Origin of the sequence: Vreelandella titanicae (assembly GCF_014697095.1) — a bacterium.
Taxonomy (GTDB): domain Bacteria; phylum Pseudomonadota; class Gammaproteobacteria; order Pseudomonadales; family Halomonadaceae; genus Vreelandella; species Vreelandella titanicae.
On sequence record NZ_CP059082.1, the window covers coordinates 2,689,432 to 2,716,113 of the forward strand.

Sequence of the window (26,682 nt, forward strand, 5' to 3'; positions counted from 1 at the left end):
GTTGGTTTTAACCTGGCCGATACCTAATTAAATGACTTATAAACGAAAAAGGGATCAACGGGATGAAGCACCTCTCTATTAAATGGAGCCTGACTGCTGCGTTAGCCTTGCTGGTGCTTATGATTGGGTTGATCAGTGGTCTTGGTTTTTTTGCTAATCACAATAGCTCTCAGGCGCTTGAAGAACTGACGGCTACCAACGTGCGGCTGACGAATTTAGCCAACCGCACGCAAGTCAACGCACTCAGAGCACAAACGTTTTTAGACCGCTCGGCAAGTTTTAGCACTCAGGGTAATCCAGAAAAGGGGCAGGAGAGCCTTGCCATGGCTGCAGAGGCGGTAGCTGAGGCAGAGGCACGTTTTAATGAGTTTCGTGCTGTGCCAATCAATCCTGAAGGCACACTTGCACCCCACCGTGATGCGATTATCAGCGCTTACAATGCCTTTGTGACAGAGGGCATTTCGCCACTGCTCGAGGCCGCCCCTTTCCAAATCCAGCGCAGGCAAGAGGAACTGGGAGTATTAAGCGCCGAGCTGGATCTGGCCATGAGCGGTTTTATTGCTTATACCGAAGAGCGTGGCGCTAGCGTTCTTCAGCAGGTCAATCGCTTGGCGACGACTATTGGCGTCATTGCGATTACCCTTTTAGTGATTTCACTGGTGGCCGTGGTGGTCATTCGGTGGGCAATGATGCGTAGCGTTGTAAGGCCCCTTCGGCGTGCCAGTGAGCATTTTGCACGGATTGCTGATGGTGATCTGACAGGTCAAATTGAAGATCGGGGCCGTAATGAAATTGGTCAGTTGTTCGGTGGCCTGGCGGCCATGCAGGAGAAGTTAAAACAGCTGGTGATAGCATTGAGAGGCAGTAGCGAACAGGTCTTCAGCGGGGCGGGTGATATCTCTGCGGGAAGCCAGGATCTCTCTTCACGAACCGAGCAGCAGGCCTCCGCGCTTCAGCAAACCGCTTCCAGCATGGAGGAGATGTCGACGACGGTAAGTAAAAATGCTGAAACGGCCGAAGAAGCGGATCAGCTCTCGGTGGCGGCGTCACAGTCGGCGGAGACAGGTGGTGAAGAGGTGGAGCGCACGGTGCAACTCATGCGTGAGATTGCAGCCAGTGCGAGCCAGGTAAACGATATTATCGGTGTGATTGACTCTATTGCCTTCCAAACCAATATTTTAGCGCTCAATGCATCGGTTGAAGCCGCACGTGCAGGCGAACAAGGTCGTGGCTTTGCCGTGGTGGCCAGTGAAGTTCGCTCACTAGCGACGCGAAGTGCTGACTCGGCCAAAGAGATTCGTAGCCTGATCGAGCAGACCACCACGAAGATTAACGGCGGCGCTGAACAAGCGGAGCGCAGTGGACAGACGATTTATCAAACAGTGGATGCGATTCGTCAAGTCACCACTCTGATGGGCGAAATTTCGACCGCGACGCGGGAGCAGAATAGTGGCATTGAGCAGATTAACGCTGCTCTTACTGAAATGGATTCGGTCACTCAGCAAAACGCAGCGCTGGTGCAACAAACCAGCTCGGCTGCTAGCGCTCTAGAGGGGCAGGCCCGTGAGCTGGCCGACTTGATGGCTACCTTCCGCATTGATGAGAGTGCTACCAGCGCTGTTGCGCTGACGCATAAGGACACTACTCAGCAGCAACAAGTTGACGGTCGTATTGAGCCAGCGCCACGCCAGCAGGCGACGCAAAGTAAAAAAGAGGCCGTCGATGAATGGGATGAGTTCTAGGTCTGAATTAACTACAAGCTGCCGGTGACAAGCGCACTTATCATCGGCAGCTTTTTTACATCTCAGCACACCTCAGAGGCAGCTATCGCTTACGCGCGGGCGGAAACGCGCAGACGCACATAATCTGCCGTCCAGTTTCCTTGCTCATCGCGTAGGCTGTGGCCCAGCAGCGTCAAGGTATTCTCAAGCACGGCATCGCGCACATCCTCGTCGAGCCCATGTAAGAACGGGCTAGCAAACGTCTCAAGCCATCCAATCATGCCGGTGGGCAGCGGAGTCGGGCGTGGAATCAGCTCAATGCTTTCTACTTTGAAACCGACGGTTTCCAGCAGATGGCCATATTCATGGGTGGTCGGGAAATACCACGGATGACGGCCGCGGGCGCTAATGCCCCGAAACTGGAGAGCGGCAATCAGCGCGGTGCAAATAGCGGCGACATTGCCATGACCACCGAACTCAGCCACAAACCGGCCTCCCGGCTTCAATGCACGCTTAACGCCTGCGAGTACCGACTGAGGGTCAAGCATCCAGTGCAGCGCCGCATTGCTAAATACCGCATCAAACTCATGGTCGAAGGGCAATTGGTGGCCATCAACAACGCGAGCGGTAATGCCCCGTTGGCGGGCGGCATTTACCATCTCTTCTGAAGCGTCAACACCGAGAACGTCAGCGCCCAGTTGTACAAGGCGCTCTGTCAAAGAGCCGTCGCCGCAGCCAAGATCCAAAATACGTTCGCCGGGTTGAGGCGCTAACAGCTTGACCACTTCGCTGCCTAGCTTAGGTACAAAATTAGCATTCTGGGCGTAGTCGCTGGCATTCCACTCTTGCCCGGGTGCATTTTGAGGGGTATGGGTCATATCGGCTTCCTGGCGTCGTTATTATTCCGTCAAAATTCAGTTATCAACGTATAGCCATATCAGTATAGCTTGCTGGTGCCTAACTTATTAGATAGCCAATGAAAATCATAATAAATGACTCGCCAGCACTATCTATTTGATAACTTAGATATCGGCCTTGATAAGCAACTTTTAATAGTGGTCTAGTAAAAAAAGCTAGAATGACACCATTTAGCCGCTGGAAGAGGTTGTTAATGAGCCCATCTATGCCTTGCTATAGGGTTAATTCTCCCGTTGGAGTGATTGCCGATACCCACGGTTTGCTGCGTGATGAGGCACTTTGTCTGCTGCAGGGGTGCGAGCTCATTCTTCACTTGGGGGATGTAGGTAGCAAAGAGGCAGATAAAACGATTTTGCAGCGTTTGGAGACACTGGCGCCGGTGCATTGCGTTAAGGGCAATATCGATACGGCGGCGTGGGCGACGAGTTTACCGATACATCAGGACATCATTGTGAACGAGAAGCACCTGCGCCTTGTGCACCGCTTAGAGGATTACGACCCGAGGTTGGCTTGCGATGCACTTCTGCATGGCCACTCCCATAAGCCCCGCAATGAATACCAGGAGGGAATGCTGCTTTTCAACCCAGGTGCGGCGGGAAAGCGGCGATTCAAACTGCCGATTACCCTAGGCAAATTATGGATAGATCAATATGGCGTACGGGGCGCGATCATGCATTTGCTATAGCCATGTTTAACGCCATCCGCAATCCTGTCATGTTGTACAAATCTGTTACCCTGTTAGTTAGCTGTTTTAAATAAGCGTTATCAAGATAAGCGAGGTTCCATGAACGACGTTATTAAGCTGCTGAAATCCCACCGTTCGATCCGTAAATTTAGCGACCGGCCGATCCCGAAAGAATTGCTGCTGGAGCTTATCCAAGCCGGGCAGGGGGCAGCGACCTCCAGCCACGTTCAGGCGTATACGGTTATCCATGTAAAAGACCAGGCGAACCGTGAGCAGATAGCAGAACTGGCCGGTGGGCAAGGTTATATTGCCACCTGTGCAGACTTTCTAGTTTTCTGTGCCGATATGAAGCGTCCCACGGAGGCTTCAGAGCGCACCGGTGCAAACGTTGTGCGGGGCATGACCGAGCAACTGTTGGTAGCAACAGTGGATACGGCGTTGATGGCGCAAAATGTGGCAGTGGCGGCTGAGTCCGAAGGGTTGGGGATCTGTTATATTGGTGGTATCCGCAATAATCCCCAGGAGGTTAGCGACCTGCTACGCCTCCCCAAGCACGTGTACCCAGTGTTTGGTATGTGCCTCGGCTATCCGGATCAAGAGCCTGAAGTGAAGCCGCGCTTACCCGTGGAGGCGGTTCTGAAAGAAGACTACTACACTGAAGACGGCGAACAGGTAGAGTCCTTCGATACGACCATGCAGGCTTACTACCGGGCTCGCAGTAGCAGTAATAAAGACACCGACTGGTCTCGCAATCTCAAGCCTTTGTTCGATAACAAGCTGCGCCCCCATATGCGCGATTTTTTAATCAAGCAGGGTTTTGAAATGAAATAGTTTTGAAATGAAATAAAGTGCGCTGCACACTATTTTTAATAGGATTTTTGGAAAAGAGAACGCTCAGTCAATCGGTTGAGGTTCTATTTTCCTCGCTTTCAGGAGCTTTACCGTATGCGCGTATTTTCAAATCCCGTCGGTTCCGGCTCTCTATGGTTCGATAATCTCGCAACCGCAGATGGTACCCCCGTTGCCTACGACCCTCAGGCCCGGGCCTTTGTGCCAATGCCTCCTTTCTGTATTAACCGCGACATTATCGGTTGCAACTGGATTGCACCTGAAGAGGGAGCTTTTTGTCGTGCTTGTGCCATGACAGCGCTGGCTCCAGATCCTAGCCTTCCTAATGCGATTCCTAATTGGGCCAAGACTGAAGCAGCCAAACGCTGGGTGCTTGATAACCTCGGGCGTTGGCACTGGTTCCGCCCGGAAGATCCAGGCGCGCCGCCGGTTTTCCATTTGCTCGCCGAAGGCCGTACGCCTGTGCCGATGGGGCACATTGAAGGGGTGGTGACCATTAGTGTAGCCGAAGTAGACCCCGTACTAGTCACGACCCGTCGTGAAGCGCTTGAAGAACCCTACCGAACGATGATTGGCCATATGCGCCACGAAATATCGCATATGCTGTGGTGGCGGTTAAGCCTGCGGGAAGACTTTCTTGATGCTTTTCGTGAGATGTTTGGAGACGAACGTCAGGATTACACCGCAGCACTTCAGCGCCACTATACCGATGGCCCGCCGCCCGATTGGAAAGAGCGCTATTTAACCACTTATGCCTCTGCGCACCCTCATGAAGATTGGGCCGAGACTGCTGCTCACCTGCTGCATTTAACCGATATTGCCGATAGCTTTGCGGCATCAGATCTCTCTTCACCAGAGCTGCCTAGCCATCAATGGGAGCCGTATGCAGAGCCTGATGCAGAGCGCTTGATCTACGTGGCAGCTTCACTCACCGTGGGCGTTAATCATGTTAATCGCTCAATGGGCTTGCCGGATCTTTATCCCTTTGTCCTCTCAGAGACTGCCCGACATAAGCTCGCTTTCGTGCATGATTGGCTACGCCGAGGGGCGCAGGGGTTATGACCTGTATTGGCTACGTCGGCAATAGTGAAGAATTTTCGTCATAACCTATACTGCAGTTTAAGGATTTTTCCGTATACCAATAACAATAAAACCGATGGCGATTAGGTTATCGGCTAACCCGCATGGAGACTGCATATGACTCTTGATCGTGCTTACTACCTGCTAGCTGCTTTCTACAGTTTAATAGTGATTATTGGGGTAATTGCTATATTGGCTGGAGGAGGAACGCTGCTTGCCCCCATTCATTTGTTGTTAGGGGCATTGTCGGTGATTGGGCTTTGGGGGTATATCCTCAAGCGCGGGTTTATGAACCCGCGTATGTGGAGGCCTCTGGCCGGTGTGCTGGCGGTGGGTATCGTGATTCAAATGTTCATCATGCTGACAACGGCGCTTTCGAGCGTTTTATTAACCTGGATGCTGACCAGCAGTATTTTTTCGGTCATGCTGGTGATTATGCTCTACCGTTATGGTGACCGAGATCAACCTCTCTGGGCATCTGATGAAGAGCGCACTGCCGCTCGACAGCTAGACGTTTTATTAAGCGATAGCTCTCCATTAACGGCCATTAAGCGTGATGGAAGCCGCGAAAATAGCGTAAAAGTGACTAAATCTAATGGCGGCTATAGAGCAAGCGTGACTCGGCGTTCGCAAGAGGGCCAAGAGCGCTTCGAGGAGCGTTTCCAATATCCTGAAACGCTCGTGTTTTTCTTAGAGAAATTCACCAGCGTAACGGTTGATGATTTTAGATGTTCTGCTTCGTTGGATGATCGAGAAAGCGCCGCGGCCACGGTATAGATAAAATATTCAAGTTATTAGTGAGGTACTAACATCTTGAGCTAGCATTTCTTCTAGCTGGAGGGCCAGCGTTTGCTGTATGTGCAAGTAGAGGGGGAGCAATGATTTCTTTAATCCACTCTCTGCTTGTTGCTTATTGATGTAGTAAGCACTTCTTCTTCCATGGAAGTTGATTGTTTCGCCGACTTTGGTGAAGTGAAAGCCTGTCAGAGCAAGAAGTCGGGGCAAGCTAGGTTCCATCATTGCAAAAACTTGAATTTTACCTAGCTGCCTCCCTAAAGCATAGCCGGTGACAAATAGGCCTGTGGCTAGTAGTGGGAAGAGCTGCCTCTCTTCAGTAGAAAAAAAAGTAGCATTGTGATTGGTAGTCGAGCTTTCTAAAGAAGTAGAGCTATCTTTAAGTTTTATTCTGAAAAGGCGATTCACAGCCAGTCGTGAAATTTCATAGTAACTGCCTTGGGCAAGTTTGTCGGGATGCAGCTCTGCGTGTGTAAGGCTTTGGCTGCCATAAGATTGTAATGGGAGCTGGTTAAGTGGATGAGGTCTGGAGGCCTGAGGCATAACCACCCGCACGCAGCCTGCCACTAGTCCTGTTCTGCGGTGTTCTATCAAACAATGAATAGAGTTTTGGTCATGGATATCAAATTCGAGTTTTTTTATGGGGTCGCTGGCTTCTTCGTACTCAAGTTCTTCGCAGTAAACATCATGTCTTAAACGATAAGCCAGTTGTTTCTCATGCTCAGTTATGCAGAGTTTGAATTTGAACTCTTGTATGAATCTTGTAATAAATACCGCTGACGCATCCTTGTTCTTCACTTGCAGTGGTAAAGCGCTCATGTACTATCCCTATTTAAATCCAGAGTTAAGTATAAACGGTATCCATTCTTGAGCACTAATTCCACTAAATGCTTCGATGATTTTTATAGGCCTGCCTAAATGAAACCCCTGACCATAAGTTATCCCATAGGCCTTTAGTATTGGCAATAGCGCTTCTTGATCAACGAATTCAGCAATGGTTTGCTTGCCAAAACCTTTAGCGATGTCGGCAATAGCACGAACAATGACGCGGCTGTCAGGGCTAATCAGCAGGCTGCGAATAAAGGAACCATCTATTTTAATATAGTCGACGGGTAACTGCCCAAGGTAGTGAAAACTACTGAAGCCTACTCCAAAGTCGTCCAGTGCGGTACGGCAACCCAGGTCACGTACTGCTTGTAGTACGCCACGGGCGGTAGAAAAATCGGTTACCGCGGCAGTTTCCGTTACTTCCAATATAAGGTGGTGAGGATCAGCGCCGCTAGCCGTCAGCTCGTCTGCCAAGTATTGCTTCAACCCTCCGTCGTGAAGAGACTGACCCGAAAGGTTAACTGCCAGAGTGATACCTCGATCCTGCAATTGGCTAAGTGCTTTTAAACTGTGTCGCAATACCCAACGGTCGATTAAAATAATCTGCCCGCTTTGTTCGGCAATAGGAATAAAGTGCGCGGGAGAAATTAGGCTCCCGTCTGCGTCGCGCATTCTTAGCAACACCTCGTGGTGTTTTACGTCCTGATCTTCCAAACGCATGATGGGCTGCACCATCAACTCGAAGCTATCCTCCTCAAGCGCATTGTGTATGCGTTCAACCCAGTAGACTCGTGCTTGCAGTTCGTCTTTGGCATTCTCCGACTTGGAAAGTAAATGCCAGTGCTGAAGGCCACTCTCCTTCGCTTTGTACATTGCCACATCAGCGCTAGCCATTAGGTCAGCAGGCGTATTGCCATGGGTTGGAAACAGGGCAATACCAATACTGGCCGTTACTCGATGCCGCCGCTCACCCACAACGAAGCCGATACCGTCTAATAGTTGGACAATATATTGCGCGACACTGATGGCTTGATCGGCGTTGGTATCTTCTAATAGGAGAGAGAATTCGTCGCCACCTAGGCGTGCAATAACGCCGCGGGGGCCAAGGTTGCGGAAGAGGGTGTCAGCCACTTCACGAAGCAATTTATCGCCTACATGGTGGCCACTTAGCTCGTTAACCTCCTTGAACTGATTCAAATCCAGTAGCAATACTGCCCCTTTTGTCTTCGATGGGCGTTCAAGGGCGGTTTGCAGTGCATGTTGGAAGAAGCGCCGGTTGTAAAGTTCCGTTAGCGGGTCACGTTCGGCCAGCCACGTTAGCCGAGCTTCGGCAGCCTTACGTTCGGTAATATCCAGACCAACCGATATACGTGACACCTTGCCGTCATTACCCGTTTGTAACGGTGCATGGTACCAAGCGATAGTATGAGTCCTGTGATCGGGCGTACGGAGTGTTTTCTCCTCTTGCTGGGGATGGGAGAACGTATTCACCTTGGTAGAGGCACCTGCCTCGAATACATCAACAAAATGACGCCCGAGTAGCGAAGCTTCATTAAGTCCTAGCATCAACTGGGTATACTCATTGACCAAGCTAATTCGTCCAGTGTCATCCTGGGCAATGATAAATACCTGGGCCGTATCCAGCAGGCCATTAACGAAATCTCGCTCTTTGGCTAGCTCCCCAATGCGCACGGCTAGTTGGTCACCGCGCTCTTGTACTTCACTCTCTAACAATTCAAGTTGGCGTGAAAGCTCAAGGGTAATGCTCTCAAGTACATCGATCTCGTCGGGAATGCGGCGGCGGTGGTTGGGAATGGCGGCGTGTATATCGCTAAATTTTCCGTCAGCTAGGGCAGGAAGCAATCCAGCGACTCTACGCAGTCGAGCCATTGGGCCCAGCAGTATGACCAATAGCAGTAGTTCAGCGGCAATCCAGCCGAGTACGCCTACGAACAAGAGTGTGCGAGTATCCTGGTTAATTGCCTTAATTTGCTCGGTAATGTCTGATATCAGCAGCAAGTATCCGATATTGCTACGTTCATTATCCTCTTCCATGCGTACTGCGCTGAGTTCTAAATGTCTGCCATCATGTTCAAGATTTAATGGTGTTTCCATTAAACGGCGAACAGGAGCTGTATCTGACGCTCGCTGCAAAGGTGCTAGGGTTTGCTCTTCGCTTGTGAGGGCTAGCAGTTGACCATTCCATGATTTTAGCTCTCGAGTTGCTGTCATCCCGCTATCTTCAGTGGGCCCGGTGACAAGTAGTGCGACTTCACTGCCAGATACCTCCTTGGCCTGCCGAGTGACATCGGCTAGCGAGCGGGTCAGTACGACCATACCAACGCTTTCTCCCGCCACTAGCACCGGCACGGCAGCGAACTGTTGGCAGCTAGCTGAACAACGCAATGTAGTGAGTGGCTGCTCGGTGTGCATCACCCGCCTGATCCAACTCAGAATGGGAAGCTGCGTTTGTGTATTGCCGGTGCCCCAATTACCCAAGATTTGCCCCTGGGTATTAATAATTAATATTTCATCGATACCCGCCTCAAGCTGTAGAGCGGGCCACTGGGAGTCTAGTGCTTGCTCAACTGCGGCGGTATTACCTGCTTGCAAGGGCGAGCCTAAGCTTGCCGAGGCCGCGGTTAACCCTGCCAACTGACGTAAATTTTCCGATGAGCGAACTAGCGCTAAACGAATTTCTCGCTGTTGGCGTTCATAGTGCTGGCTTCGGCTTTCTTGAAACTGACGGGTAAGATTGTCGTGGCCTAGCCAGGTAAAGAGCGTTACCAGCGCCAGCAGCAGCAGGCTACTTAACGCGATGACCCGCCATGTCAGGCTAAGGCGTTGGGGCGTTCGGAAAAGGGTAAATGGTTTCATCGCGGTAGCGTCCTAGCCAGGATCGAGGTAAACGTCAGAAGCGCAGCGATAATTGAAACAACCACATGCTCCATCTTCTGCTGGTCGCTGATGAATCTGGATTATCCTGAATAGGCAGCCAACCCGTGCCATCGACATGGTGGTATTCACCTGCCAGCATGACTTGAGGGTGCGGCGTCCACTGCAGGCCAACGGTTAGGTCATCTGCGAATTGGGTATGGGCTGGAACGCTTCCCCCTGTACTCGCCTCGAAAGATTTACCGTTGCGGTCTGCGCGGTTGCTGGTAAGGCTGTCATAACGCATTAACCACTGCCAGTCATTTGCAAAACGCCGAGCGTATTGGATATACCAACTTTCCCCTGTCGTGTCGAAGTTTACAGAAGACTGATTGAAGTTTTTTAACCCTGAACGGCGCAGTGCGTATTCAGTCGTTACACTCCAGAGTTCTTGATTGTATTGGAGTGAAAATACCCAGGGTGTAAAATAAAAATCTCCGTCGCTGACACCTGATTGATGTGACTCTATTTGGGATCTCACGTTGGCATTGCTAATCGCTGCAACGACACGACCTCCATCATGTTCATAACGAACTTGGGCAATCGTAGACTGCTGAGGATCGAAGGTGCCTGATATACGCTGAAGTTGAAGCGTATCGCTTAAATCGTCACCAGCCTGAGGCTTTCCTAAGCCAAACTGTCCTCGTAGTACTCCGTTGCTTAATCTCTGTTCCAAATAGAACGTTAGGCCGTCACCTGTGAGAGCCATTGAGCGTGTTCGGTCAAAATAGATAGACTGAGGCAGTAAGATGCTGGGACGGGTAAATGCCACATCGCGGGTTTGATTATAAAATCCAAAAGGATTTTTAATCCGACCAAGCTGAACACCAAACGTACGCCCTTGGTCAGAAATCATTTGGTAATCAATGAGACCGTAATCCAGTTTAGGTTCTGCGTCGCTGCTATTGCCTCCAGCTCGACGACTTAGCACCTGAGCAGCAACGAGTACATCCTGATGGGGGCGTAAGGAGACGTTGAGGCCAATTTCGGTAAATTCTATGCTGCCTTCATCCTGGCTGCTCTGACCAAAAAAGTTGTTATTGTCAGTCACGACCAGCGCCTGACTAAGAAAGCCATGTACCTGTAAAGTATCCAGAGCGTGTTCGTCGCTTTGGGCGGGAGCAGATAAACCCATTACAACGGTGCCTAGCAAAGCGGCAAGGGCTCTGCATTCATTCCATCGAAATGACTTGGACTCTATCATCCAGATACTCCCTTTCAAGATACCCAATGGCACCCGGCGTTGAGGCGACGCGCTCGCGCATCTCTTCCTGGTCATTTACTCGGTCGGGGGCTTGACCGGTACCTGAAAAAACCATGCGATCCCAGGCTAATTGAAGTTGGTGCGGGTAAACCGCCAACTGCTCTTTGGTAAAGCGAGCATGTACTGGGTTGTTGTTACTTAAAACGAAAACCCTAACCGCTTGACCATCCGGCCAGGTGCGTTGGCGCATGGCGAAAATCGCGCGGGTAGTATCACGGTTCAGCCAGTGGGTAGTGACGTCAGGGTGAGCCACTAAAAAAAGCGGCGCTTCTCGAGCGATGGCATTCGTTGTTGCGAAAGCGAGCCCCACCAACACAATAAAAGTAGTCGCTGCCAGTAAGGCCAATCGCATTAGAGAGCCGCTTATAATGGGTAATGGCATTGGTAGTGGCTTACTGGTTGATTGATGAACGCCAGGTTCACCCGCGGTGCCGTTCTGCTCTGCGCTGAAAATGTGTATGTATTGATGACGTGTTCTCCCTCGCAGCACTAACGAGACTGTTTTTATATTCAGTCATGATGGTATGACTGAAAGATACACATCTAAAGCAACTGTGCCGTATCGATACGGCGTATACGCAAACACTACATCAATTCAAGAAAAATAACAGAAAGTTATGTCAACGAATAACGAGGATAAGCTGTGGCTATTCCATTACCGTATGCTTGTACATAATAGCTAATCGTCTGTGCGACACTGCGAATGCCATCCATCTTAAAAGGATCATCCACCATGTTCACCGGCCTAAGTGCATTCCCGCTAACCCCCATGAACGAGCAGGGCATTAATGAGTATGAGTTTGTCCGTTTAGTTGCTTATTTAGCTGAGGCAGCGGTGGATTCCATTGGCGTGCTGGGCTCGACCGGTAGCTACGCCTATTTAAACCGTGATGAGCGCGCCCGTGTTATTCAGCTTAGCGTTGAAAATGCAGTTGGCGCGCCTGTCATTGCAGGCATTGGGGCGCTACGTACTCGTGATGTGCTGGCTAATGCAGAACGCGCTCAGCAGGCAGGTGCCAGCGGCGTGCTGCTAGCGCCGGTCTCCTACCAAAAGCTCACCGACGACGAGGTCTTCGATCTATACGCCACGGTTTGCCAATCGCTGAGTGTGCCGCTCTGCGTGTACGATAACCCTGGCACAACCCATTTTGAATTTAGCGATGAGCTGCATGGGCGAATCGCCCAACTGCCCCAGGTTCGCTCTATCAAAATTCCGCCGGTGAACAATGATATTGACTCTGCAAAGGAGCGAGTGACTGGGTTGCGCAAGCTGATCCCCGCTGATGTCACTATCGGCATCAGCGGCGACGCGGCAGCAGCCACCGGTCTAAATGCAGGATGTGATGCCTGGTATTCCGTTATCGGCGGGTTATACCCTAGAGCAGCGCTGGCGATAACCCGAGCTGCTCAGGCGGGGGATGTTCAACAGGCCAAGGCGCTTTCAGACGGCCTTGAGCCGCTGTGGGCACTCTACCGTGAATACGGCGGTAGCCTGCGAGTGGCGGCTACCATTGCAGAAATCACCGGGAAGGTGAGTCAGCCCTGCTTGCCCCAGCCGCTTAAAACGCTGCAAGCGGGCGATCGTAAAAGAGTAGAGCAGGTACTGGGGCAGCTTGGGCTTGAGTAAAACCTTATTATAAAAACGCCCGGCCAAGGCCGGGCGTAATATGCCATTAAACGATGGTTACTCAACGAGCTTAAGCAAGCGATCTGGATAATTTGTGAACAGGCCGTTTGCGCCCATTTCCATCAAACGCTCCATCTCATCGGTTTCATTGACGGTGTAAACGTGCACCGGCAGGCCATTTTCATTTGCTTGACGAATAAAGTCGGCATCGATGACTTCTTGGCCTTCGTAGATATAGTTAGTTCCGATTCCTGACGCGTATTCCGCTACCGCCTGGAAGTCTTCATCATTAATCTCTGCTGGGCCCGGTGTCACACCAGTCCACTCCACTAAACGCGATTCGTCCTCTTCACTGGGGTAGTACCAAACGAGCTGGATTAGCGGAATGTCATCGTTTAGTTCCTGCACTTTTAACAGGCTCTCCTGCTCGAAAGACTGCACTAATACTCGGCCACTCTCGACCATGTCGTACTCTTCCAGCGTTTTTACCAGGGCTTCTTCCAAGCCTGGGTTTAGCTGCGGTGACTTGGTCTCAATGTAGTAGCGAGCATCGTGACCGAAACGCTCGAAAAGCTCATCCAGCGTGAGGATCTGTGCCCCTGCAAAGTCCGCGTCTGCTTTATCAGCATTGGCTTCATTGAACCAAGAGCCGGTATCCAGCGCTTTCAGCTCTTCCATGGTGTAGTCGTTAATCTTGCCTTCACCATCGCTGGTGCGGTCAATGGCGTCATCATGAAATACCACGACTTCACCATCGGCGGTGATTTGGGCGTCCAGCTCTAAGTAGTCGACATTCCACTCATGGGCCAATTCATAGGCCGCCATGGTGCTTTCCGGCGCGTGGCCGCTGGCCCCGCGGTGGGCGATCACTTGGAATGACTCAAGCTCTTTGAGCTGCTCCTCCAACGGTGTGGACTCCGCCAGCGCGGTGGTTGTGGCAGCACCAGCAAAAAGCCCCAGTGACATTGCGGCGAATAGCGAATGACGTTGCATTAAAGCACCTTAATTGAATGTTCGTTCAATAAGCGTACATGGCCTGGAGCGTTAAAGCCAAGTGACGAGAACTGTTCGGTGATTCATCGAGAGCCGAAGAGAGCAGCCATCAAGCGAATACGCAGTGGGGCTATATAGTCACCTAAGGGCTAGGTACCCACGTTGAGACTTTTCACCAACGCTTGCGCTTCTTTTATAGAGGTCAAACGTACAAATTGAATAGGCGCATAGCGTGGATTCACCATATCGGCAAAGTAGCGTTTACGGTTTTGCCGCCACGTTTTTAGTGACCATAGCAGAACCGAATCACGGCTTAGAAATGTTTTGCGGAAGCTTTCGTGATTACCTGTACCGGGCCAAAGCTCCTCTTGGCTGATGATGCGTTTAACAGCACGGGTGAGGGCTTGGCTAAATACTCGCCAAAAGGGGTAGTCGATCCACACCACCATATCCACTTCGCGCCACTTTATATGCCGAGTACGGTCAAAATTACCGTCCAGTATCCACTCTTGAGGTGAGGCTGCTAAAGCCTCTTCCAGCTCGGCGAAGAACTCATCGTCCGGTGCTCCTTGCCAGTTAGCGCGCCAGAATAATTGATCAAGCTGGACGCATGGGGCGTTCAAGGCATCTGCGAGCTGCTTTGCAAGGGTACTTTTGCCACTGCCACTCGTACCAACCACATTAATTTTCATGGGAGTTCTCTTTAGGTGGCGCGACATTTTAATAAGTGCTCAAAGAGGCAGCAAGCGCACCATACGGCGTCAATGAGTACCCTGGTACCGTACCACCACTTTTAGAATGGACGCCCTCTATTGCCCCTCGGGGATAGCGCTTTACAGCGGCGAGCTGTTCCCGCAGTGGCAGGGCGATATACTGATAGGAGCGCTGGTAAATAACGAAGTGCGCCGGGTACGTTTATCTAACAATGCCAGCGATGTCGAAGGCCTGTTTGGTGAGCTAGACGAGCGTATAAGAGATGTGCGGGTAGGCCCAGAAGGTGAAGTGTACCTACTTACCGACAGCTCCGAGGGCAGGCTACTTCGAGTAGTGCCAGCAAAATAGTTCATGACCTTAGATGCTATTGTTGACTTGGATGCGCCTCACAGAAAGGAAAGCCCATGATCCATTCAGAGCACCATCGATCTCACCGTTCCGGCTGGCTGCGTGCCGCTGTGATGGGCGCCAACGATGGCATCGTTTCTACTAGCAGTTTAATACTGGGGGTAGCCGCAGCCAATACCACTCAAAGCGGTATTATGCTGGCGGGTATTGCGGGCCTGGTGGCTGGCGCAATGTCGATGGCAGCGGGGGAGTATGTTTCGGTAAGCTCTCAATCGGACACTGAAAATGCTGATCTCGATATCGAACGCAAAGCATTGGCGGAGCACTATGAACTAGAGCAGGAAGAGCTTGCCGCTATCTATGAAACGCGCGGCTTGGCACCCGAATTGGCACGACAAGTCGCCGAACAATTAATGACCAAAGACGCCTTAGGCGCACATGCGCGAGATGAGATCGGCATCACCGACACCAGCCAAGCGCGCCCGCTCCAAGCAGCACTCTCTTCAGCCGCCACTTTCACTATCGGCGCACTGCTACCGCTACTGGTCGCTTGGTGGGCGCCACCTTCACTGTTGATCCCACTGGTAGCGGTGTTCTCCCTGCTTTTTTTAGCCTTGTTGGGCGGCATAGCCGCCCGAGTGGGTGGAGCACCAATCCTAAAAGCTGCAGCAAGAGTGATGTTTTGGGGCGCTCTTGCGATGGCATTAACCTCCGCCATCGGACATGTGTTTGGAGTGATGGCTTAAAGGCAAAATGGCTGACAGTGCCTGCACCCGGGGTTGAATTTCGTCTAAGTGCCTACACGCATTAGATGAGCAAGTAATTCACAAGGAGCCGTTATGACAACGTTAGTGATTGGCGCGAATGGACAGATTGGCAAGCAGTTTTGCGAACTGGCCCAAAAAGCGGGCACGCCTATCAAGGCGATGATCCGCAGTGAAGAGCAGGCAGCCTGGTTCAAAGAGCGCGGCATTGACAGCGTGCTAGCCGATCTAGAAGGTGAGTTTGAGCACGCCTTTGACGGCTGCGACCAAGTGGTCTTCACTGCGGGGTCAGGGCCCCACACCGGGCCGGATAAAACCCTGATGATTGACCTTTTTGGCGCCATTCGTACCGTCGATATCGCCAAGCAAAAAGGTCTCTCCCGCTACATTATGATCAGCGCTATGCGGGCAGAAAACCCTATGGAAGCGCCCGAAAAGCTGCGCCCCTATATGGCTGCTAAATTTGCCGCCGATGCCCACCTTCGCAACAGCGGTATGCCCTACGTTATTCTCAAGCCAGGGCGTTTGACCGACGAAACCGCCAGCCAGCAGTTTGCCAGTTCATTGGATGAAGCAGGCGACAACCAAATCTCACGAGCCAATGTCGCCCATGCACTGCTGCATGTGGTGCAAACTTCAGGTGTGACCAACCAAGAGTACCTACTATTGGACGGTAAGCGTTCGATAGGCGAGATTATTCAATAATTGGTGTGGTGGTCACTACTCAATGCACATTTGCGTACTTATTTGCCCACGCTTCAATTAAGTAGAAATACTCTTATGCATCAAGAGGTGGCTGCTGCCACCTCTTGATGTTGACTGCATTTTATTTCACAGATCAAGTGTTAGTGCCGAGAGCTTGAGCTGGCGAACACGATGATGCGCTTCGCATTGCTAAACTCACGCTAATGAATACGGCTGTATTGACTACTAAGCCGCAGAAGCCAGCATGCCAGCCGAATGGGGTGCTAACACCAAATTGAAATAATAGGGTCAGTGCAGCACCTATTGCCAAGCCAGCGAAAGCGCCAGCACGGGAAGCGCGGCGCCAGAACAATGCGCCCAGTAGCATGGGTAGTAACTGCACCACGATGCCATAGGCGCCGAGCAGTAGGTCAACCAATGAGCCGGGATTGACAAGGGCAAGTAGGTAAGCCGCAAGTGAGATTAGCACCACGCCGTAGCGAGTCAATTTGAGCGCCTTATTGTCTGGCATGTTGCGAAGTGCTGGTAAGTGCTGGCCCACGTCGCGTACCAGAATAGTAGCGGAGGTATGAGCTAGGTTTGCAGCAGTAGACATGGCAGCGGCCAGGGCGCCGGAGAGAGCTACGCCTATCAGCCAAGCCGGGAAGTCAGCTAGCTCAACTACCAGCGTTAGCAATACTCGATCGGCGGAGTCAAGCGGGCTATCCTCCAACAGTAGAACCCCAGCAAAACCAATAATTAGTAATGGTATCAACAGATAGCTGTAAAGAGGGTAGAGCACGAATACCCGCTTGAGGGTTCGCTCACTGCGAGCACTATAGAATTTCATGAAAATGTGCGGCCACATTACGCAGCCTAGAGCACTTACCAGAATAGCCGTAGAGAAAGCGCCCCAGCCCATGCCGCCTGCGCCGGGCATGGTTAGGTATTCAGGGGCTTCTCGCTGTAGTTCGCGGAACATCTCGCCGACCCCACCAAAGAATTGGTCAGCCGTCGCCAAGCCCAGAAACCACGCCACGCCCACCATCATCACGCCCTGAAGTAGGTTGGTCCAACCGATACCTTGCAAGCCGCTTGCATAGACATAGGCAGCTACCACGCCACAGGCGAGTAAACTGCCGAGCCAGAAGGGAATGGTGCCAGAGGTAGCAGCCTCGAAGAGAAGTCCTGCACCGGCGATCTGAATGGTCAAATAGGGAATCATTGCTAGCACGCTAACCACGCCGATAAATAGGCCCAGCAAGTTGCCGCGGGTTGGGTAACAGGCAGAGAGGAACTCCGCTTGAGTCAGGAAACCATGGAGGCGGCCGAGTCGCGAGATGTAGGGGGCGATCAACCACCACACGATCACGGCCAGTGCCAGGTAGGCGATGATATAGAGTGCTGGCGCTCCTTTGCTGTAGGCCCAGCCAGGCGCACCCAAGAAGGCGAAAGCAGAGAATATCTCCGCTCCGAGAATAAAGAACAGCACCAGTAAACCCATGTGTCGTCCACCGGCCACATACCCTTCCAGAGAGGAGTTTTGATTGTGGCGTGCGCTTAGTCCCACTGTTAGCACAATCAGTAGGTAGGCCAGGGTAATGGTGGTGATCAGCAGTGAATCACTCATCGTCCACCTCCTGCGCGGCATCACTACGATAGGCAATGACCAGTCCCACGAACAGGGCAAACACCCAGGCTACATACCAGAACAGGAAAAAGGGCAAACCGATTATCATCGGTTCAATACGATTCGCTACCAGTGCACCGGGCCAGATCATGGCCAGGGCACAGACAGTAAAGTAAATCAGCATTCCCCTAGAAGGGAGCGAGGGCTGAGTTTTCATGTGCATACCTCGTTTTTATGAAGTTGTATGGTTGTTTCGTTATGCTTTTGTAGAGTTATAAGTAGTTGCGTTAGCCTTAGTCAGTTCGCAACGAGCGCGTTAAGGCCTATCGCTAAAAGCAACCGGCAGCCGGTGGGAATAATGTCGTCATTAAAGTCATAACGAGCGTTATGAAGTGGCGGTGTAGTGTCGCTCTTCGCTGTGCCGAGAAAGAAGTAAGCCCCAGGGCAGCGTTGCAACATGAAGGAAAAATCCTCACCGCCGAGGCTGGGAGCAACGTCGCGTATTAGGGCCGACTCGCTGAGTGTTTGCACAATGCAGGCTTCCACATGACGGGTTTCTGCCTCGGTATTGATCGTCGCCGGAAATATGCGCTGGTAATCGACGTCAATGTCACCGCCATGGGCGATTGCTACCCCTTCACAAACACGGCGAACCATATGCTCCATGCGATCCTGAGTATCAACATCAAGGCTTCTCGCTGTACCGCTGATGTGCACCTCATCAGGAATGATGGCGAAGCCGTCCAGGTCGCCACCCTGCAAACCGCATAGACTCAAGGCGGCGGGCGAGAGCGGATTAATATCACGTGCGACCACGGAGTGCAGGCTTTGAATAAGGGCGCCCGCCATACGAACAGGATCCGTCGATAGATGAGGGTTGACGCCACCATGGCCTCCTTTGCCACGTACACGGATATCTAGACGGTCGGTGGCCGCCATGATCGCGCCGGGTCGAATAGCCACTTGGCCTGCAGGTAGCGAAGGCCAGTTATGTAGGGCATAAATCGCCTGCATAGGAAAGCGCTCAAATAGGCCCTCTTCAACCATTGCTCGGCCGCCACCCAGGCCCTCTTCGGCTGGCTGGAAGACGAGATGAAGAGTACCCGCGAAGTCACGATGTTCAGCTAGGTAGCGAGCTACACCGAGCAGTAGAGTGGTGTGGCCGTCATGACCACAAGCATGCATCCGGCCGGGCACTGCTGAGGTATAGCTGTGTTCGTTTAGCTCCTGGATAGGCAGTGCGTCCATATCAGCACGAAGACCAATATGTCGTCCGTTGTCAGGTCGTTTTCCCGTCACGGTCGCAACGATGCCGGTCTTACCGATGCCGGCTTCAAAAGGCAAGCCGAGACGTTCTAGTTCTGTCTCGATGAGCTTGGCCGTTTCGTGTTCCTGAAACCCCAGCTCCGGGTGGCGATGTAACTCGTGTCTTATCTGGATCAGTTCAGCGTGATGGCGCTCGAAGAAGTTTGGATCAATGAGTTCTGTCATAGTCAATTCGCATGGTTGAAGATGGCCTTTTTCATCTTGGTTGTTTCGGTGATATAGAGAAAATAGTTTTTTTATTAGCTTTCCATACTAATATTGGATGGATTGCGGTAGATGTTATGGCTAGGGGCACCAGATGGATTTCAAGCGTTTAAAATATTTCCAAGTGGTTGTGGAGGAAGGCGCCATATCATCGGCGGCCCGTCGGGTACCTCTTGCTCAGCCGGCACTGTCGCGTCAATTGCAGTTGCTTGAAGACGAGGTTGGTACGACGTTGCTGATCCGTTCGCGGCACGGCATTCGGCTGACTGCCGCTGGTGAAGCGTTCTATCGTGATACCCGGCGCTTGCTGGGCGAGTTTGAGCAGGCTAAGCGTAATGCACGACGCATAGCAGATGGTCAGTTCGGTCAACTGCGACTGGGAGTAACCGTCATGCATTTATGGGTGCCGCAGATCATCGGTTTGCTCAATCGCTTTCGTGAGCGTTATCCAGAGGTCACACTGAAGGTAGAATCATTGCTTTCCGGGCCTCAGGTTGAAGCCATTCGGCGTGGCCGGCTTGATGCAGGCATGTTGTTCTTTCCGCCAGAGGACGATAGTAGCCTGTGTTGTCATTGCCTTTATGAAGATCATCTTGTACTGGTCACCAGTGCGACCTCACACCTAGCGCATCACCCTCCAAAGTTTCTTGCTGATCTTAACGACGAGAATTTTATTTGGTTTGACCGCAGTGCTACCCCGGTCTATCACGACAAGCTAATTCATGCCTTTCAGCGAGAGGGCTTCACGCCACATGTGGTGCAAGAGGGAACCGACAATGCGACGATGCTATGCTTGGTGGCTGCCGGTATGGGCTGCAGTATCCTACCGGCAATGACCATGGCTGGAGCGCCAGAAGGCGTAGTGAGCCATCGCTTAGAAGACCTCAATCTGACTTTGCCTCTGATGCTGGTTTGGCGGCGAGATTCGGGGCTGTCAGCAGTACGCCGCCTAATCGAAATTGCAGAAACTGAATCCTTAGCGACGCATGAAATGAAGGAATGAGGTTTTATCCTTCAAAGGCGGCTTTGGCAGCAGCCGGGCGAAAGTCGTCCAGGTTTTTCGCCCCACGTTTGGCGTACTGGGTTAAAGCTGCATTAGCCGCGCCATTGGCTGGGTGCAACGATAGGCGATAGTTCACTCACGCATTCACCCCCTTCATGCCCTCCGGTGTATAGCGCTCGCCGATGACAGGAAGGCGAGCAGTGGCCGCCTCAAGCTGTTGCTGCTCATTAGCGGTCATGGTGATGGATGCAGCTGCCGCATTCTCTTCAAGATAGCGCAGCCGCTTGGTGCCGGGAATCGGCACAATGTTGTCGCCTTTGGATAGCAGCCAGGCCAGCGAGAGCTGCGCAGGGGTGCAGCCTTTGAGTGCTGCCATGTCACCAATCACCTCCGCGATTCGGCGGTTAGTGTCCATGGCCTGTTCAGAGAAGCGCGGCAGGTTAGAACGAAAATCGTCTTCGCCGAAATCAGCGTTTTCTTGAAACCTACCCGTTAAAAATCCTCGGCCAAGAGGAGAGTAGGGCACAAAGCCGATGCCGAGCTCCTTGCAGGTGGGGAGTACCGCTTGCTCCACGTCCCGTGTCCAGAGCGAGTATTCGGTTTGAACCGCCGTCACCGGGTGCACGGCGTGTGCGCGGTGCAGGGTCTCGTCGCTAACCTCGCAGAGGCCAATGTGGGCAATTTTTCCCTCTTTAACCAGTTGTGCCAAGCCCTCCATGGTCTCTTCGATAGGAGTTTCCGGGTTAACGCGGTGAACGTAGTAGAGATCGATTTGTTCGATGCCCAGCCGCTTCAGCGACGCCTCGCAAGCTTGGCGGGCATAATGGGCGCTGCTATCCAGGCTACGCTGATACTCACCAGGGTTGCGAACAATGCCGAATTTGGTGGCGATACGTACGTTTGGCTTATGGCTGGCAAGAAAACGGCCAATCAGCTCCTCGTTATGGTGTGGCCCGTACATATCCGCCGTGTCAAAAAAGTCGATTCCCAGCTCCACCGCCTGAGCCAACACCCGAAGCGACTCGCTATCGTCTCGGGGGCCGTAGAACTCGCTCATTCCCATGCAGCCTAAGCCAATGGCAGAGAGGGTCAGGTCGGTGCCTAGCGTACGTTTTTGCATGCTATGTCTCCTGTAATGACTTACGAAACCATGGCCCATCAAGAGAGCGTGAGCCGTTTTCGAGCGCTTGTTGAAACGCGCAATAACAGCGTGGCACTATCCAATAATGAAAAAAATGAACGAGTTCGGTAAGCCGTTTTCCAGTTTTGAAAACGAGATGCCCCGCGGGTGGGTCTGGGATGACACACGCACCTTTCTGGCGGTGGCCCGCCATGGCACTTTGAGCGGCGCGGCAGCGGAACTCCATCTAGGTATCGCGACGCTCTCCCGGCGTATCGAGCGGCTGGAAAAAGCCTTGAAGCTGCCGCTGTTTGTTCGCCAGCAGTCGGGCTATCAGCTTACCGAGGAAGGTGCCGGGTTAATCGAAAAAGCCGAAGCGCTGGAAGCCGCCGCAGCGGCCTTCTCTAGCGGCGGCGCACTCGCTACGCAACTGAGCGGCAGGGTGCGCTTGGCCACCGCTGAAAACCTGGCTACGTCGTTGATTCTGCCTGCATTGCCACAATTTTATGCTCAGTACCCCGGCATCACACTTGAGCTGGTGACCGATATCACCACCGTCAATCTGCACCGTCGCGACGCCGATTTGGCGCTCAGAATGGTCAAGCCCGAGCGGGGTAATGTCACCCTTCGTCGCCTCGGTACTCTAGGTTTCGGGCTTTACGCCAGCCCCGATTATGTAGCGCAGCGTGAGGCTCACCGCGATGCTGGCGATTACGACACCGATGCCTTTGTTACCTGGGGCGAAACGCAGGCGCACTTGCCTGCCGCTCAGTGGGTTGAGCGTGTTCTGCAGGGGCGCGAACCGGCGCTAACCACCACCTCGCTGGCAACCCAGCTAGCGGCGGCAAAAGCGGGGCTGGGGATAGCGGTGTTGCCGCATTTTCTGGCGTTGGAGGCTGGACTGGTCTGTGTCGCTGCGGATATTGGCGTGGATCAACCCATCTACTTGGTCATCCAGACGGATCTTACCCAATCAGGCCGTACCCGTGCCGTGGCGGATTTTCTGGCTGAGCTGGTGGCCAATAACTGCGAGCGCTTGAGTGGGTGGTATAGTCACTAAATTTTCACTTTTTATCCTATAGGCCACCCATGACACCTACTGATATTGGCAGCGCCTACAATCAGATCACTCACCTTTGGCAAAGCGAGAAATTCAATCTCGCTAACGGTTTGGAGGCGCACAAGAGAGCGCTTTCGTTTGTGAAAGGCCGAGGAAAGGCACTCGATATCGGTTGTGGGTGTACCGGCCGCTTTATCGACTTCTTGCAACAAGAAGGCTTTACGCCTGAAGGCGTGGATATTTCCGATGAAATGCTGCGCCTCGCTAAGCAGAAGCACCCTGACGTGACCTTTCACCACCAGGATATTTGCCAGTGGCAGCCGCTGGAAAAATACGACTTTATCACCGCCTGGGACAGCATTTGGCATATTCCGCTAGTGCAGCAGGAAAGTGTGATGACCAAACTTATCGGAAGCCTAAATAAGGGTGGGGTACTGATCTTCTCTTTCGGCGGTACCGACGAACCTGGTGAGCATACCGATAGTTTTATGGGGCCCGAGGTCTACTACTCTACGCTTGGCACAAACGGCTTCGTATCCTTATTGATGAAGTTAGGCGCGGTGTGCAGACATCTGGAGTACGATCAGCACCCGGAGTTGCATACTTATTTGATAGTGCAGAAAAGGTAGCGTCGTGCTTTTCATCAATTAACTATTATCAGGACTGATCGTAATGTCCGCCGATGGCAAAAATATAAATAGCTTTGTCATCGAACCGGTAGATCAGCCGATCTCTTTGTGAAATGCGCCTTGACCACAAGCCAGAAAGATTGTGTCTGAGTGGCTCGGGTTTTCCGATACCAGCCGTTGGATCGTCAGAGCGGAGCATTTCTTTTAAGAGTTTGCAGAGCGCTTTATGCAGCTTCTTATCTGTTTCACGCATTTTTTCATAGGCTTCCCACGTACGGCCCTCAAATACCAGTGATCTCATTCATCTGCTCATTATCAGGTTGGTATCCTTGACCACGACTATGGGTATCTAGAGAAGCCGCAATTTGTTGCATGAGGTCTCGGTTCTGAAGCACATGCAGTGTTTCTTGCTCTCTTTCCCAGTCCTCAGCGCTAATCACCACAAACGCCTCTCCGGCACGACGGGTTACTTTTAAGGGTTCGTGCTGGCTAATCACTTGTTCTACTACGCTTTTCAGGTTGTCTCTGAATTTGTTAACACTGATAATATCCATAACGTCACCATAATGTACGGAAATTCCGTACAACTATATCTCACTAGCTCCGACAAGGCCAAGCGCAGCGATAGCTTTATCGCTGCGCTTGGCCTAGATTTTCTGAATTCATAGTTGCACGTGCTGGTAATATTGTGCAGCTAATAATACTTTGTCTGCATGATGTTGCTGTCTAAAAATCTGCTAATGGTCGATGTGAATGGTCAGTCCCTCTTTCCCCATAGCAATATGGTCAGCGAGTATATTTTGCTGATACTCCCCACCATTTTGCCGCCGGAATGGAATAGGGGATTCATTAAAAAGATTTTCGAGGCGTAGACGCCAAGCGGCTAGCTCCTTCGCTACGCTGACTTTCGAAAGTTTGCCGGTGCCATACACGGCATGGGTTGGCAGTACATCCATACCTGGGAAAAACAGGGCGCCGTGGGTGATGGGGAATAGCAATTCCTCCAAGGGGCCATTAATACCTCGGGGTGAATAGTCCTCCGCTGGGCCACCCACCATTACCGACAGTAATGCCCGTTTGCCTTTGAGAATACCGTCTCCATAGCGATAACGATTGCCTTCACCTTTGTATCCGTAAGCAAATCCATAGGCGTACACCCGGTCAATCCAGCCTTTGAGAATGGCGGGCATACCAAACCACCACAAGGGAAAGTGGAATATGACGGCGTCGGCGGCAAGCAGCTTGTCCTGCTCTGCGGCGACATCCTGCGTCTGCTGGTGAGTGGCATAGGCGTGCTGCGACTCTTGAATAAAGCCTAGCCGGTCATTGTTTATACGGTTGGGGAAATCGTGCTCATCAAACGTCGCTTTCCAACCCATGCCATATAGGTCTGACTGCAGCACGGTTTGGCCTTGTCGCTCCAGTATTTGTACCGTTTCAGTTACGAACCGGCGGGTCAATGATGTGGGTTCTGGGTGCGCATACACAATCAATATGGTCTTGGACACTCTAATGCTCCTACAGGCGAATTTACTTGGTGGATACGCTAGAGATTGTGGGCAAGAATAAGCTATCAATGAAATTAATAGTTTTATGATCTACTATATAAAATATGGATAATAAAAGGCTGGATCTTAATTTGTTGGTGACCTTAGAGGCTTTGCTTGAAGAGCAAAATGTCACGAGAGCCGCCGCACGGCTGCATCTTAGTCAGCCTGCCGTCAGCGCTCAGCTGAGCCGCCTTAGGGATATGTTCAACGACCCGCTGCTCATTCCGGCTCACCGCGGGATGATGCCTACCACCAAAGCGTTGGAGTTACTTACCCCACTACGTATTGCACTGGATCAGGTGCGAGAGACGCTGATAACGCACCAGGACTTTGAACCTGCCCAAGCGTCGCTGACCATTACGATTGCATGCACCGATTACCTTCAAGCGGTCATTGGATTGGCGGTCATGAACGAATTAAGGCGTCAAGCACCTGGCATTAGAATCGCCATACGTAGTCTGGAGCCACCCAGGCTGGAAGCTCAAATGGCACGGGGTGAAGTGGATCTTGCACTCATGACACCCGAAGAGGCGCCCAAGGTTTTACGAATCAGGCCGCTGTATGATGAGAACTATGTGCTGGTTGGGTGCTGGAATCACTCACAGCTAAGTGAAGAAATGACGATTGAAGAGTATGTCCAGCTTGAGCACGTAATCGTTTCGCTCAGCGGAGGCGATTTTTCCACTCAGGTGGATCAGGTCTTACAAACATTGGGCTATAGACGCAATGTTGTTCTGTCGACATCTTCATTCCTGTTCGTCCTTGAGATTGTTGCTCACTCACGTTTTGTAGCACTGGTGCCGCGGCGTTTAGTTGCCCAGCGTTCCGACCTTAAAATTGTTGAATCCCCCATTAAATCACTGGGATTCAAAGTCGGTATGGTGTGGCATGAGCGCAATCATGGTCATAGTGCGCATCGTTGGGTGCGTGAGCAAATAGCACGCACCCTTTGCGCGAAATAAACGTTGATCAAACAGTCATATTAGCAGCGGTCAGCCTCCAACTCCTGCTTGAGCCACTCTGCCAGTGGCTCGCTGCGGCGAGGGTGGGTGAGTAAGTCGGCTTGGCTGGGCAACCACAGGCACAGCCGGGCGGGGGTTTCGATACTTCCCCAGGGCGCCACTAGCCGCCCGCTCCTCAAGTCGTCTTCTACCAATAGTGTGGGCGCAATCGCCACGCCCAGACCCGCCACGGCCGCTTCCATCAAGTAGTAAAGATGTTCAAATCCCTGGCCCTCGCTGAGTGATGCTTCAAGTTGCGCCAGCGCAAGCCTTTGGGCGTTGGCCCACTGCGGCCATGCCTGAGGGCGCGAGGCGGTGTATAGCAACGTGTTGTCGAATAGCGTAGCCGGGGCGCCGGGGTCGCACTGCGCGGCCAGTTGCGGGCTAACCACCGCGCATATCTGCTCTGGGATAAGTTCAACGACGTCCACATCCGCAGGCCAGGGCGGCTCGGAAAACGCCAGGGTGGCACTGGCATCCGTTTGCTTGCCGGGCTGTTCGCTTTCACTCACCACCACTTTAAGCTTGAACTCGGGCAAATCGCGGTGCAGACGATCCAGCCTGGGAATCAACCAGCGTGCTAGCAGGCTGCCGGGGCAGGCGAGCGTGAAGGGAACGTCTTCCACCTCACGCTTGAGCGCGGCGCAACTATCTTTCAATCTTAAGAACGCTTCACCCACACCACTCTGCAGTCGCTCCCCGTGCGAGGTCAGTACAATACCTCGGCCCGCTTTGGCAAAAAGTGCTACTCCAAAATGGTCATCCAGGCTCTTTAGCTGGCGGCTGACAGCACCGTGAGTCACGCTTAGCTCATCGGCAGCGGCGGTCACGCTACCCAAACGGGCAGTGGCTTCAAAGGCGCGCAGGGCGCTAAGCGGGGGCATGCTGTGTTGCATGAGATATCCTGCTGACTGTTGATTTAAACTCACATGTTGCTGACATCTTATCGATTTTT

Annotated in this window: 29 protein-coding genes; 13 read left to right on the forward strand and 16 right to left on the reverse strand. The window is 52.2% G+C overall.

Annotated features, from left to right (window positions below; all coding sequences use genetic code 11):
* The first annotated feature begins 62 nt into the window (after window positions 1-62).
* Window positions 63-1,742 (forward strand): methyl-accepting chemotaxis protein, encoded by a 1,680-nt coding sequence (locus HZS52_RS12350; RefSeq protein ID WP_009287580.1) that lies wholly within the window; start codon window positions 63-65, stop codon window positions 1,740-1,742.
* An 89-nt stretch (window positions 1,743-1,831) separates the two neighbouring features.
* Here the strand turns inward: HZS52_RS12350 and HZS52_RS12355 are convergent, their stop codons facing one another.
* Complete coding sequence (locus tag HZS52_RS12355; protein ID WP_009287581.1) at window positions 1,832-2,599, reverse strand: class I SAM-dependent methyltransferase; 768 nt, start codon at window positions 2,597-2,599, stop codon at window positions 1,832-1,834.
* Window positions 2,600-2,832: 233 nt separating this feature from the next.
* Here HZS52_RS12355 and HZS52_RS12360 point away from each other — a divergent pair, with 233 nt between their 5' ends.
* The 4 genes from HZS52_RS12360 to HZS52_RS12375 all read left to right on the forward strand — a co-directional run bounded on the left by HZS52_RS12360 (window position 2,833) and on the right by HZS52_RS12375 (window position 6,030).
* Window positions 2,833-3,324 (forward strand): metallophosphoesterase family protein, encoded by a 492-nt coding sequence (locus HZS52_RS12360; protein ID WP_167522519.1) that lies wholly within the window; start codon window positions 2,833-2,835, stop codon window positions 3,322-3,324.
* A 99-nt stretch (window positions 3,325-3,423) separates the two neighbouring features.
* The gene (gene nfsA, locus HZS52_RS12365; protein ID WP_159177089.1) at window positions 3,424-4,155 is read left to right on the forward strand and encodes an oxygen-insensitive NADPH nitroreductase; all 732 of its coding nucleotides are present in this window, start codon (window positions 3,424-3,426) and stop codon (window positions 4,153-4,155) included.
* A gap of 114 nt (window positions 4,156-4,269) precedes the next feature.
* Window positions 4,270-5,235 (forward strand): zinc-binding metallopeptidase family protein, encoded by a 966-nt coding sequence (locus HZS52_RS12370; protein WP_022522575.1) that lies wholly within the window; start codon window positions 4,270-4,272, stop codon window positions 5,233-5,235.
* A 135-nt stretch (window positions 5,236-5,370) separates the two neighbouring features.
* The gene (locus tag HZS52_RS12375; protein WP_022522576.1) at window positions 5,371-6,030 is read left to right on the forward strand and encodes a hypothetical protein; all 660 of its coding nucleotides are present in this window, start codon (window positions 5,371-5,373) and stop codon (window positions 6,028-6,030) included.
* A 9-nt stretch (window positions 6,031-6,039) separates the two neighbouring features.
* Here the strand turns inward: HZS52_RS12375 and HZS52_RS12380 are convergent, their stop codons facing one another.
* Genes HZS52_RS12380 through HZS52_RS12395 form a run of 4 tightly spaced genes read right to left on the reverse strand, consistent with a single transcriptional unit; the run spans window position 6,040 to window position 11,426 of the window.
* The gene (locus tag HZS52_RS12380) at window positions 6,040-6,867 is read right to left on the reverse strand and encodes a PEP-CTERM/exosortase system-associated acyltransferase (RefSeq protein WP_159177088.1); all 828 of its coding nucleotides are present in this window, start codon (window positions 6,865-6,867) and stop codon (window positions 6,040-6,042) included.
* 9 nt (window positions 6,868-6,876) lie between these two features.
* Window positions 6,877-9,753 (reverse strand): bifunctional diguanylate cyclase/phosphodiesterase, encoded by a 2,877-nt coding sequence (locus tag HZS52_RS12385; protein WP_190372858.1) that lies wholly within the window; start codon window positions 9,751-9,753, stop codon window positions 6,877-6,879.
* Between the two features lie 34 nt (window positions 9,754-9,787).
* Window positions 9,788-11,014: a hypothetical protein gene (locus tag HZS52_RS12390; RefSeq protein WP_022522579.1), complete on the reverse strand. Its 1,227-nt coding sequence runs from the start codon at window positions 11,012-11,014 to the stop codon at window positions 9,788-9,790.
* Window positions 10,983-11,426 carry a hypothetical protein gene (locus HZS52_RS12395; protein WP_022522580.1) on the reverse strand — a complete coding sequence of 148 codons (444 nt, stop codon included), beginning with the start codon at window positions 11,424-11,426 and terminating at the stop codon, window positions 10,983-10,985. Before HZS52_RS12395 ends, HZS52_RS12390 begins: the two co-directional genes overlap by 32 nt.
* A gap of 381 nt (window positions 11,427-11,807) precedes the next feature.
* Here HZS52_RS12395 and HZS52_RS12400 point away from each other — a divergent pair, with 381 nt between their 5' ends.
* Window positions 11,808-12,701, forward strand: a complete 894-nt coding sequence (locus tag HZS52_RS12400; protein ID WP_022522582.1) for a dihydrodipicolinate synthase family protein — start codon at window positions 11,808-11,810, stop codon at window positions 12,699-12,701.
* A 57-nt stretch (window positions 12,702-12,758) separates the two neighbouring features.
* Here HZS52_RS12400 and HZS52_RS12405 read toward each other — a convergent pair whose 3' ends face one another.
* Window positions 12,759-13,694 carry a glycerophosphodiester phosphodiesterase family protein gene (locus HZS52_RS12405; protein WP_009287588.1) on the reverse strand — a complete coding sequence of 312 codons (936 nt, stop codon included), beginning with the start codon at window positions 13,692-13,694 and terminating at the stop codon, window positions 12,759-12,761.
* Window positions 13,695-13,843: 149 nt separating this feature from the next.
* The gene (locus HZS52_RS12410) at window positions 13,844-14,386 is read right to left on the reverse strand and encodes a P-loop NTPase family protein (RefSeq protein WP_041158240.1); all 543 of its coding nucleotides are present in this window, start codon (window positions 14,384-14,386) and stop codon (window positions 13,844-13,846) included.
* A 106-nt stretch (window positions 14,387-14,492) separates the two neighbouring features.
* Here HZS52_RS12410 and HZS52_RS12415 point away from each other — a divergent pair, with 106 nt between their 5' ends.
* The 3 genes from HZS52_RS12415 to HZS52_RS12425 all read left to right on the forward strand — a co-directional run bounded on the left by HZS52_RS12415 (window position 14,493) and on the right by HZS52_RS12425 (window position 16,225).
* The gene (locus HZS52_RS12415) at window positions 14,493-14,756 is read left to right on the forward strand and encodes a PQQ-dependent sugar dehydrogenase (RefSeq protein WP_223827916.1); all 264 of its coding nucleotides are present in this window, start codon (window positions 14,493-14,495) and stop codon (window positions 14,754-14,756) included.
* A 56-nt stretch (window positions 14,757-14,812) separates the two neighbouring features.
* Window positions 14,813-15,502, forward strand: a complete 690-nt coding sequence (locus HZS52_RS12420) for a VIT1/CCC1 transporter family protein (protein ID WP_190372859.1) — start codon at window positions 14,813-14,815, stop codon at window positions 15,500-15,502.
* 93 nt (window positions 15,503-15,595) lie between these two features.
* Window positions 15,596-16,225, forward strand: a complete 630-nt coding sequence (locus HZS52_RS12425) for an SDR family oxidoreductase (protein WP_190372860.1) — start codon at window positions 15,596-15,598, stop codon at window positions 16,223-16,225.
* Window positions 16,226-16,358: 133 nt separating this feature from the next.
* On the opposite strand, the gene HZS52_RS12430 is transcribed toward HZS52_RS12425, so the two are convergent.
* The 3 genes from HZS52_RS12430 to HZS52_RS12440 form a co-directional block, all read right to left on the reverse strand.
* Complete coding sequence (locus HZS52_RS12430) at window positions 16,359-17,834, reverse strand: sodium:solute symporter family protein (RefSeq protein ID WP_141440852.1); 1,476 nt, start codon at window positions 17,832-17,834, stop codon at window positions 16,359-16,361.
* Complete coding sequence (locus HZS52_RS12435; RefSeq protein WP_052475592.1) at window positions 17,827-18,051, reverse strand: DUF3311 domain-containing protein; 225 nt, start codon at window positions 18,049-18,051, stop codon at window positions 17,827-17,829. Before HZS52_RS12435 ends, HZS52_RS12430 begins: the two co-directional genes overlap by 8 nt.
* A gap of 80 nt (window positions 18,052-18,131) precedes the next feature.
* Window positions 18,132-19,325, reverse strand: a complete 1,194-nt coding sequence (locus HZS52_RS12440) for a M20 aminoacylase family protein (RefSeq protein WP_190372861.1) — start codon at window positions 19,323-19,325, stop codon at window positions 18,132-18,134.
* Window positions 19,326-19,458: 133 nt separating this feature from the next.
* Between HZS52_RS12440 and HZS52_RS12445 the strand changes: the two genes are divergently transcribed.
* Window positions 19,459-20,367, forward strand: coding sequence for a LysR family transcriptional regulator (locus HZS52_RS12445; RefSeq protein ID WP_052475590.1), 909 nt, complete (start codon window positions 19,459-19,461; stop codon window positions 20,365-20,367).
* Between the two features lie 4 nt (window positions 20,368-20,371).
* Here the strand turns inward: HZS52_RS12445 and HZS52_RS24635 are convergent, their stop codons facing one another.
* Window positions 20,372-20,503 carry a hypothetical protein gene (locus HZS52_RS24635; protein WP_263364864.1) on the reverse strand — a complete coding sequence of 44 codons (132 nt, stop codon included), beginning with the start codon at window positions 20,501-20,503 and terminating at the stop codon, window positions 20,372-20,374.
* Window positions 20,504-21,487: an aldo/keto reductase gene (locus HZS52_RS12450; protein WP_190372862.1), complete on the reverse strand. Its 984-nt coding sequence runs from the start codon at window positions 21,485-21,487 to the stop codon at window positions 20,504-20,506.
* Window positions 21,488-21,593: 106 nt separating this feature from the next.
* Between HZS52_RS12450 and HZS52_RS12455 the strand changes: the two genes are divergently transcribed.
* Together HZS52_RS12455 and HZS52_RS12460 are read left to right on the forward strand one after the other, a co-directional pair.
* Entirely contained in the window at window positions 21,594-22,547 is a 954-nt protein-coding gene (locus HZS52_RS12455; RefSeq protein ID WP_190372863.1) for a LysR family transcriptional regulator, read from the forward strand.
* A 29-nt stretch (window positions 22,548-22,576) separates the two neighbouring features.
* A complete protein-coding gene (locus tag HZS52_RS12460) occupies window positions 22,577-23,176 on the forward strand; it encodes a class I SAM-dependent methyltransferase (RefSeq protein WP_190372864.1) in 600 nt (199 codons plus the stop codon).
* A 28-nt stretch (window positions 23,177-23,204) separates the two neighbouring features.
* On the opposite strand, the gene HZS52_RS12465 is transcribed toward HZS52_RS12460, so the two are convergent.
* The 3 genes from HZS52_RS12465 to HZS52_RS12475 form a co-directional block, all read right to left on the reverse strand.
* Window positions 23,205-23,477 carry a Txe/YoeB family addiction module toxin gene (locus HZS52_RS12465; protein WP_022522593.1) on the reverse strand — a complete coding sequence of 91 codons (273 nt, stop codon included), beginning with the start codon at window positions 23,475-23,477 and terminating at the stop codon, window positions 23,205-23,207.
* Window positions 23,458-23,730: a type II toxin-antitoxin system Phd/YefM family antitoxin gene (locus tag HZS52_RS12470; protein ID WP_035584465.1), complete on the reverse strand. Its 273-nt coding sequence runs from the start codon at window positions 23,728-23,730 to the stop codon at window positions 23,458-23,460. The genes HZS52_RS12465 and HZS52_RS12470 overlap by 20 nt, the downstream gene beginning before the upstream one ends.
* 183 nt (window positions 23,731-23,913) lie before the next feature.
* Window positions 23,914-24,684, reverse strand: coding sequence for an NAD(P)H-dependent oxidoreductase (locus tag HZS52_RS12475; protein ID WP_190372865.1), 771 nt, complete (start codon window positions 24,682-24,684; stop codon window positions 23,914-23,916).
* Window positions 24,685-24,821: 137 nt separating this feature from the next.
* On the opposite strand from HZS52_RS12475, the gene HZS52_RS12480 reads away from it, so the two are divergent.
* The gene (locus HZS52_RS12480; protein ID WP_263366035.1) at window positions 24,822-25,688 is read left to right on the forward strand and encodes a LysR family transcriptional regulator; all 867 of its coding nucleotides are present in this window, start codon (window positions 24,822-24,824) and stop codon (window positions 25,686-25,688) included.
* Window positions 25,689-25,708: 20 nt separating this feature from the next.
* Here HZS52_RS12480 and HZS52_RS12485 read toward each other — a convergent pair whose 3' ends face one another.
* On the reverse strand, window positions 25,709-26,623 hold the full coding sequence (locus tag HZS52_RS12485; protein WP_190372867.1) for a LysR family transcriptional regulator: 915 nt from the start codon (window positions 26,621-26,623) through the stop codon (window positions 25,709-25,711).
* Window positions 26,624-26,682 lie beyond the last annotated feature (59 nt).

What these genes read in the sequence shown, in the direction of transcription:
- HZS52_RS12350 (WP_009287580.1), top strand. Translation starts at nt 63, where the DNA reads ATGAAGCACCTCTCTATTAAATGGAGCCTGACTGCTGCGTTAGCCTTG.
- HZS52_RS12355 (WP_009287581.1), bottom strand. Translation starts at nt 2,599, where the DNA reads ATGACCCATACCCCTCAAAATGCACCCGGGCAAGAGTGGAATGCCAGC.
- HZS52_RS12360 (WP_167522519.1), top strand. Translation starts at nt 2,833, where the DNA reads ATGAGCCCATCTATGCCTTGCTATAGGGTTAATTCTCCCGTTGGAGTG.
- nfsA (WP_159177089.1), top strand. Translation starts at nt 3,424, where the DNA reads ATGAACGACGTTATTAAGCTGCTGAAATCCCACCGTTCGATCCGTAAA.
- HZS52_RS12370 (WP_022522575.1), top strand. Translation starts at nt 4,270, where the DNA reads ATGCGCGTATTTTCAAATCCCGTCGGTTCCGGCTCTCTATGGTTCGAT.
- HZS52_RS12375 (WP_022522576.1), top strand. Translation starts at nt 5,371, where the DNA reads ATGACTCTTGATCGTGCTTACTACCTGCTAGCTGCTTTCTACAGTTTA.
- HZS52_RS12380 (WP_159177088.1), bottom strand. Translation starts at nt 6,867, where the DNA reads ATGAGCGCTTTACCACTGCAAGTGAAGAACAAGGATGCGTCAGCGGTA.
- HZS52_RS12385 (WP_190372858.1), bottom strand. Translation starts at nt 9,753, where the DNA reads ATGAAACCATTTACCCTTTTCCGAACGCCCCAACGCCTTAGCCTGACA.
- HZS52_RS12390 (WP_022522579.1), bottom strand. Translation starts at nt 11,014, where the DNA reads ATGATAGAGTCCAAGTCATTTCGATGGAATGAATGCAGAGCCCTTGCC.
- HZS52_RS12395 (WP_022522580.1), bottom strand. Translation starts at nt 11,426, where the DNA reads ATGCGATTGGCCTTACTGGCAGCGACTACTTTTATTGTGTTGGTGGGG.
- HZS52_RS12400 (WP_022522582.1), top strand. Translation starts at nt 11,808, where the DNA reads ATGTTCACCGGCCTAAGTGCATTCCCGCTAACCCCCATGAACGAGCAG.
- HZS52_RS12405 (WP_009287588.1), bottom strand. Translation starts at nt 13,694, where the DNA reads ATGCAACGTCATTCGCTATTCGCCGCAATGTCACTGGGGCTTTTTGCT.
- HZS52_RS12410 (WP_041158240.1), bottom strand. Translation starts at nt 14,386, where the DNA reads ATGAAAATTAATGTGGTTGGTACGAGTGGCAGTGGCAAAAGTACCCTT.
- HZS52_RS12415 (WP_223827916.1), top strand. Translation starts at nt 14,493, where the DNA reads ATGGACGCCCTCTATTGCCCCTCGGGGATAGCGCTTTACAGCGGCGAG.
- HZS52_RS12420 (WP_190372859.1), top strand. Translation starts at nt 14,813, where the DNA reads ATGATCCATTCAGAGCACCATCGATCTCACCGTTCCGGCTGGCTGCGT.
- HZS52_RS12425 (WP_190372860.1), top strand. Translation starts at nt 15,596, where the DNA reads ATGACAACGTTAGTGATTGGCGCGAATGGACAGATTGGCAAGCAGTTT.
- HZS52_RS12430 (WP_141440852.1), bottom strand. Translation starts at nt 17,834, where the DNA reads ATGAGTGATTCACTGCTGATCACCACCATTACCCTGGCCTACCTACTG.
- HZS52_RS12435 (WP_052475592.1), bottom strand. Translation starts at nt 18,051, where the DNA reads ATGAAAACTCAGCCCTCGCTCCCTTCTAGGGGAATGCTGATTTACTTT.
- HZS52_RS12440 (WP_190372861.1), bottom strand. Translation starts at nt 19,325, where the DNA reads ATGACAGAACTCATTGATCCAAACTTCTTCGAGCGCCATCACGCTGAA.
- HZS52_RS12445 (WP_052475590.1), top strand. Translation starts at nt 19,459, where the DNA reads ATGGATTTCAAGCGTTTAAAATATTTCCAAGTGGTTGTGGAGGAAGGC.
- HZS52_RS12450 (WP_190372862.1), bottom strand. Translation starts at nt 21,487, where the DNA reads ATGCAAAAACGTACGCTAGGCACCGACCTGACCCTCTCTGCCATTGGC.
- HZS52_RS12455 (WP_190372863.1), top strand. Translation starts at nt 21,594, where the DNA reads ATGAAAAAAATGAACGAGTTCGGTAAGCCGTTTTCCAGTTTTGAAAAC.
- HZS52_RS12460 (WP_190372864.1), top strand. Translation starts at nt 22,577, where the DNA reads ATGACACCTACTGATATTGGCAGCGCCTACAATCAGATCACTCACCTT.
- HZS52_RS12465 (WP_022522593.1), bottom strand. Translation starts at nt 23,477, where the DNA reads ATGAGATCACTGGTATTTGAGGGCCGTACGTGGGAAGCCTATGAAAAA.
- HZS52_RS12470 (WP_035584465.1), bottom strand. Translation starts at nt 23,730, where the DNA reads ATGGATATTATCAGTGTTAACAAATTCAGAGACAACCTGAAAAGCGTA.
- HZS52_RS12485 (WP_190372867.1), bottom strand. Translation starts at nt 26,623, where the DNA reads ATGCAACACAGCATGCCCCCGCTTAGCGCCCTGCGCGCCTTTGAAGCC.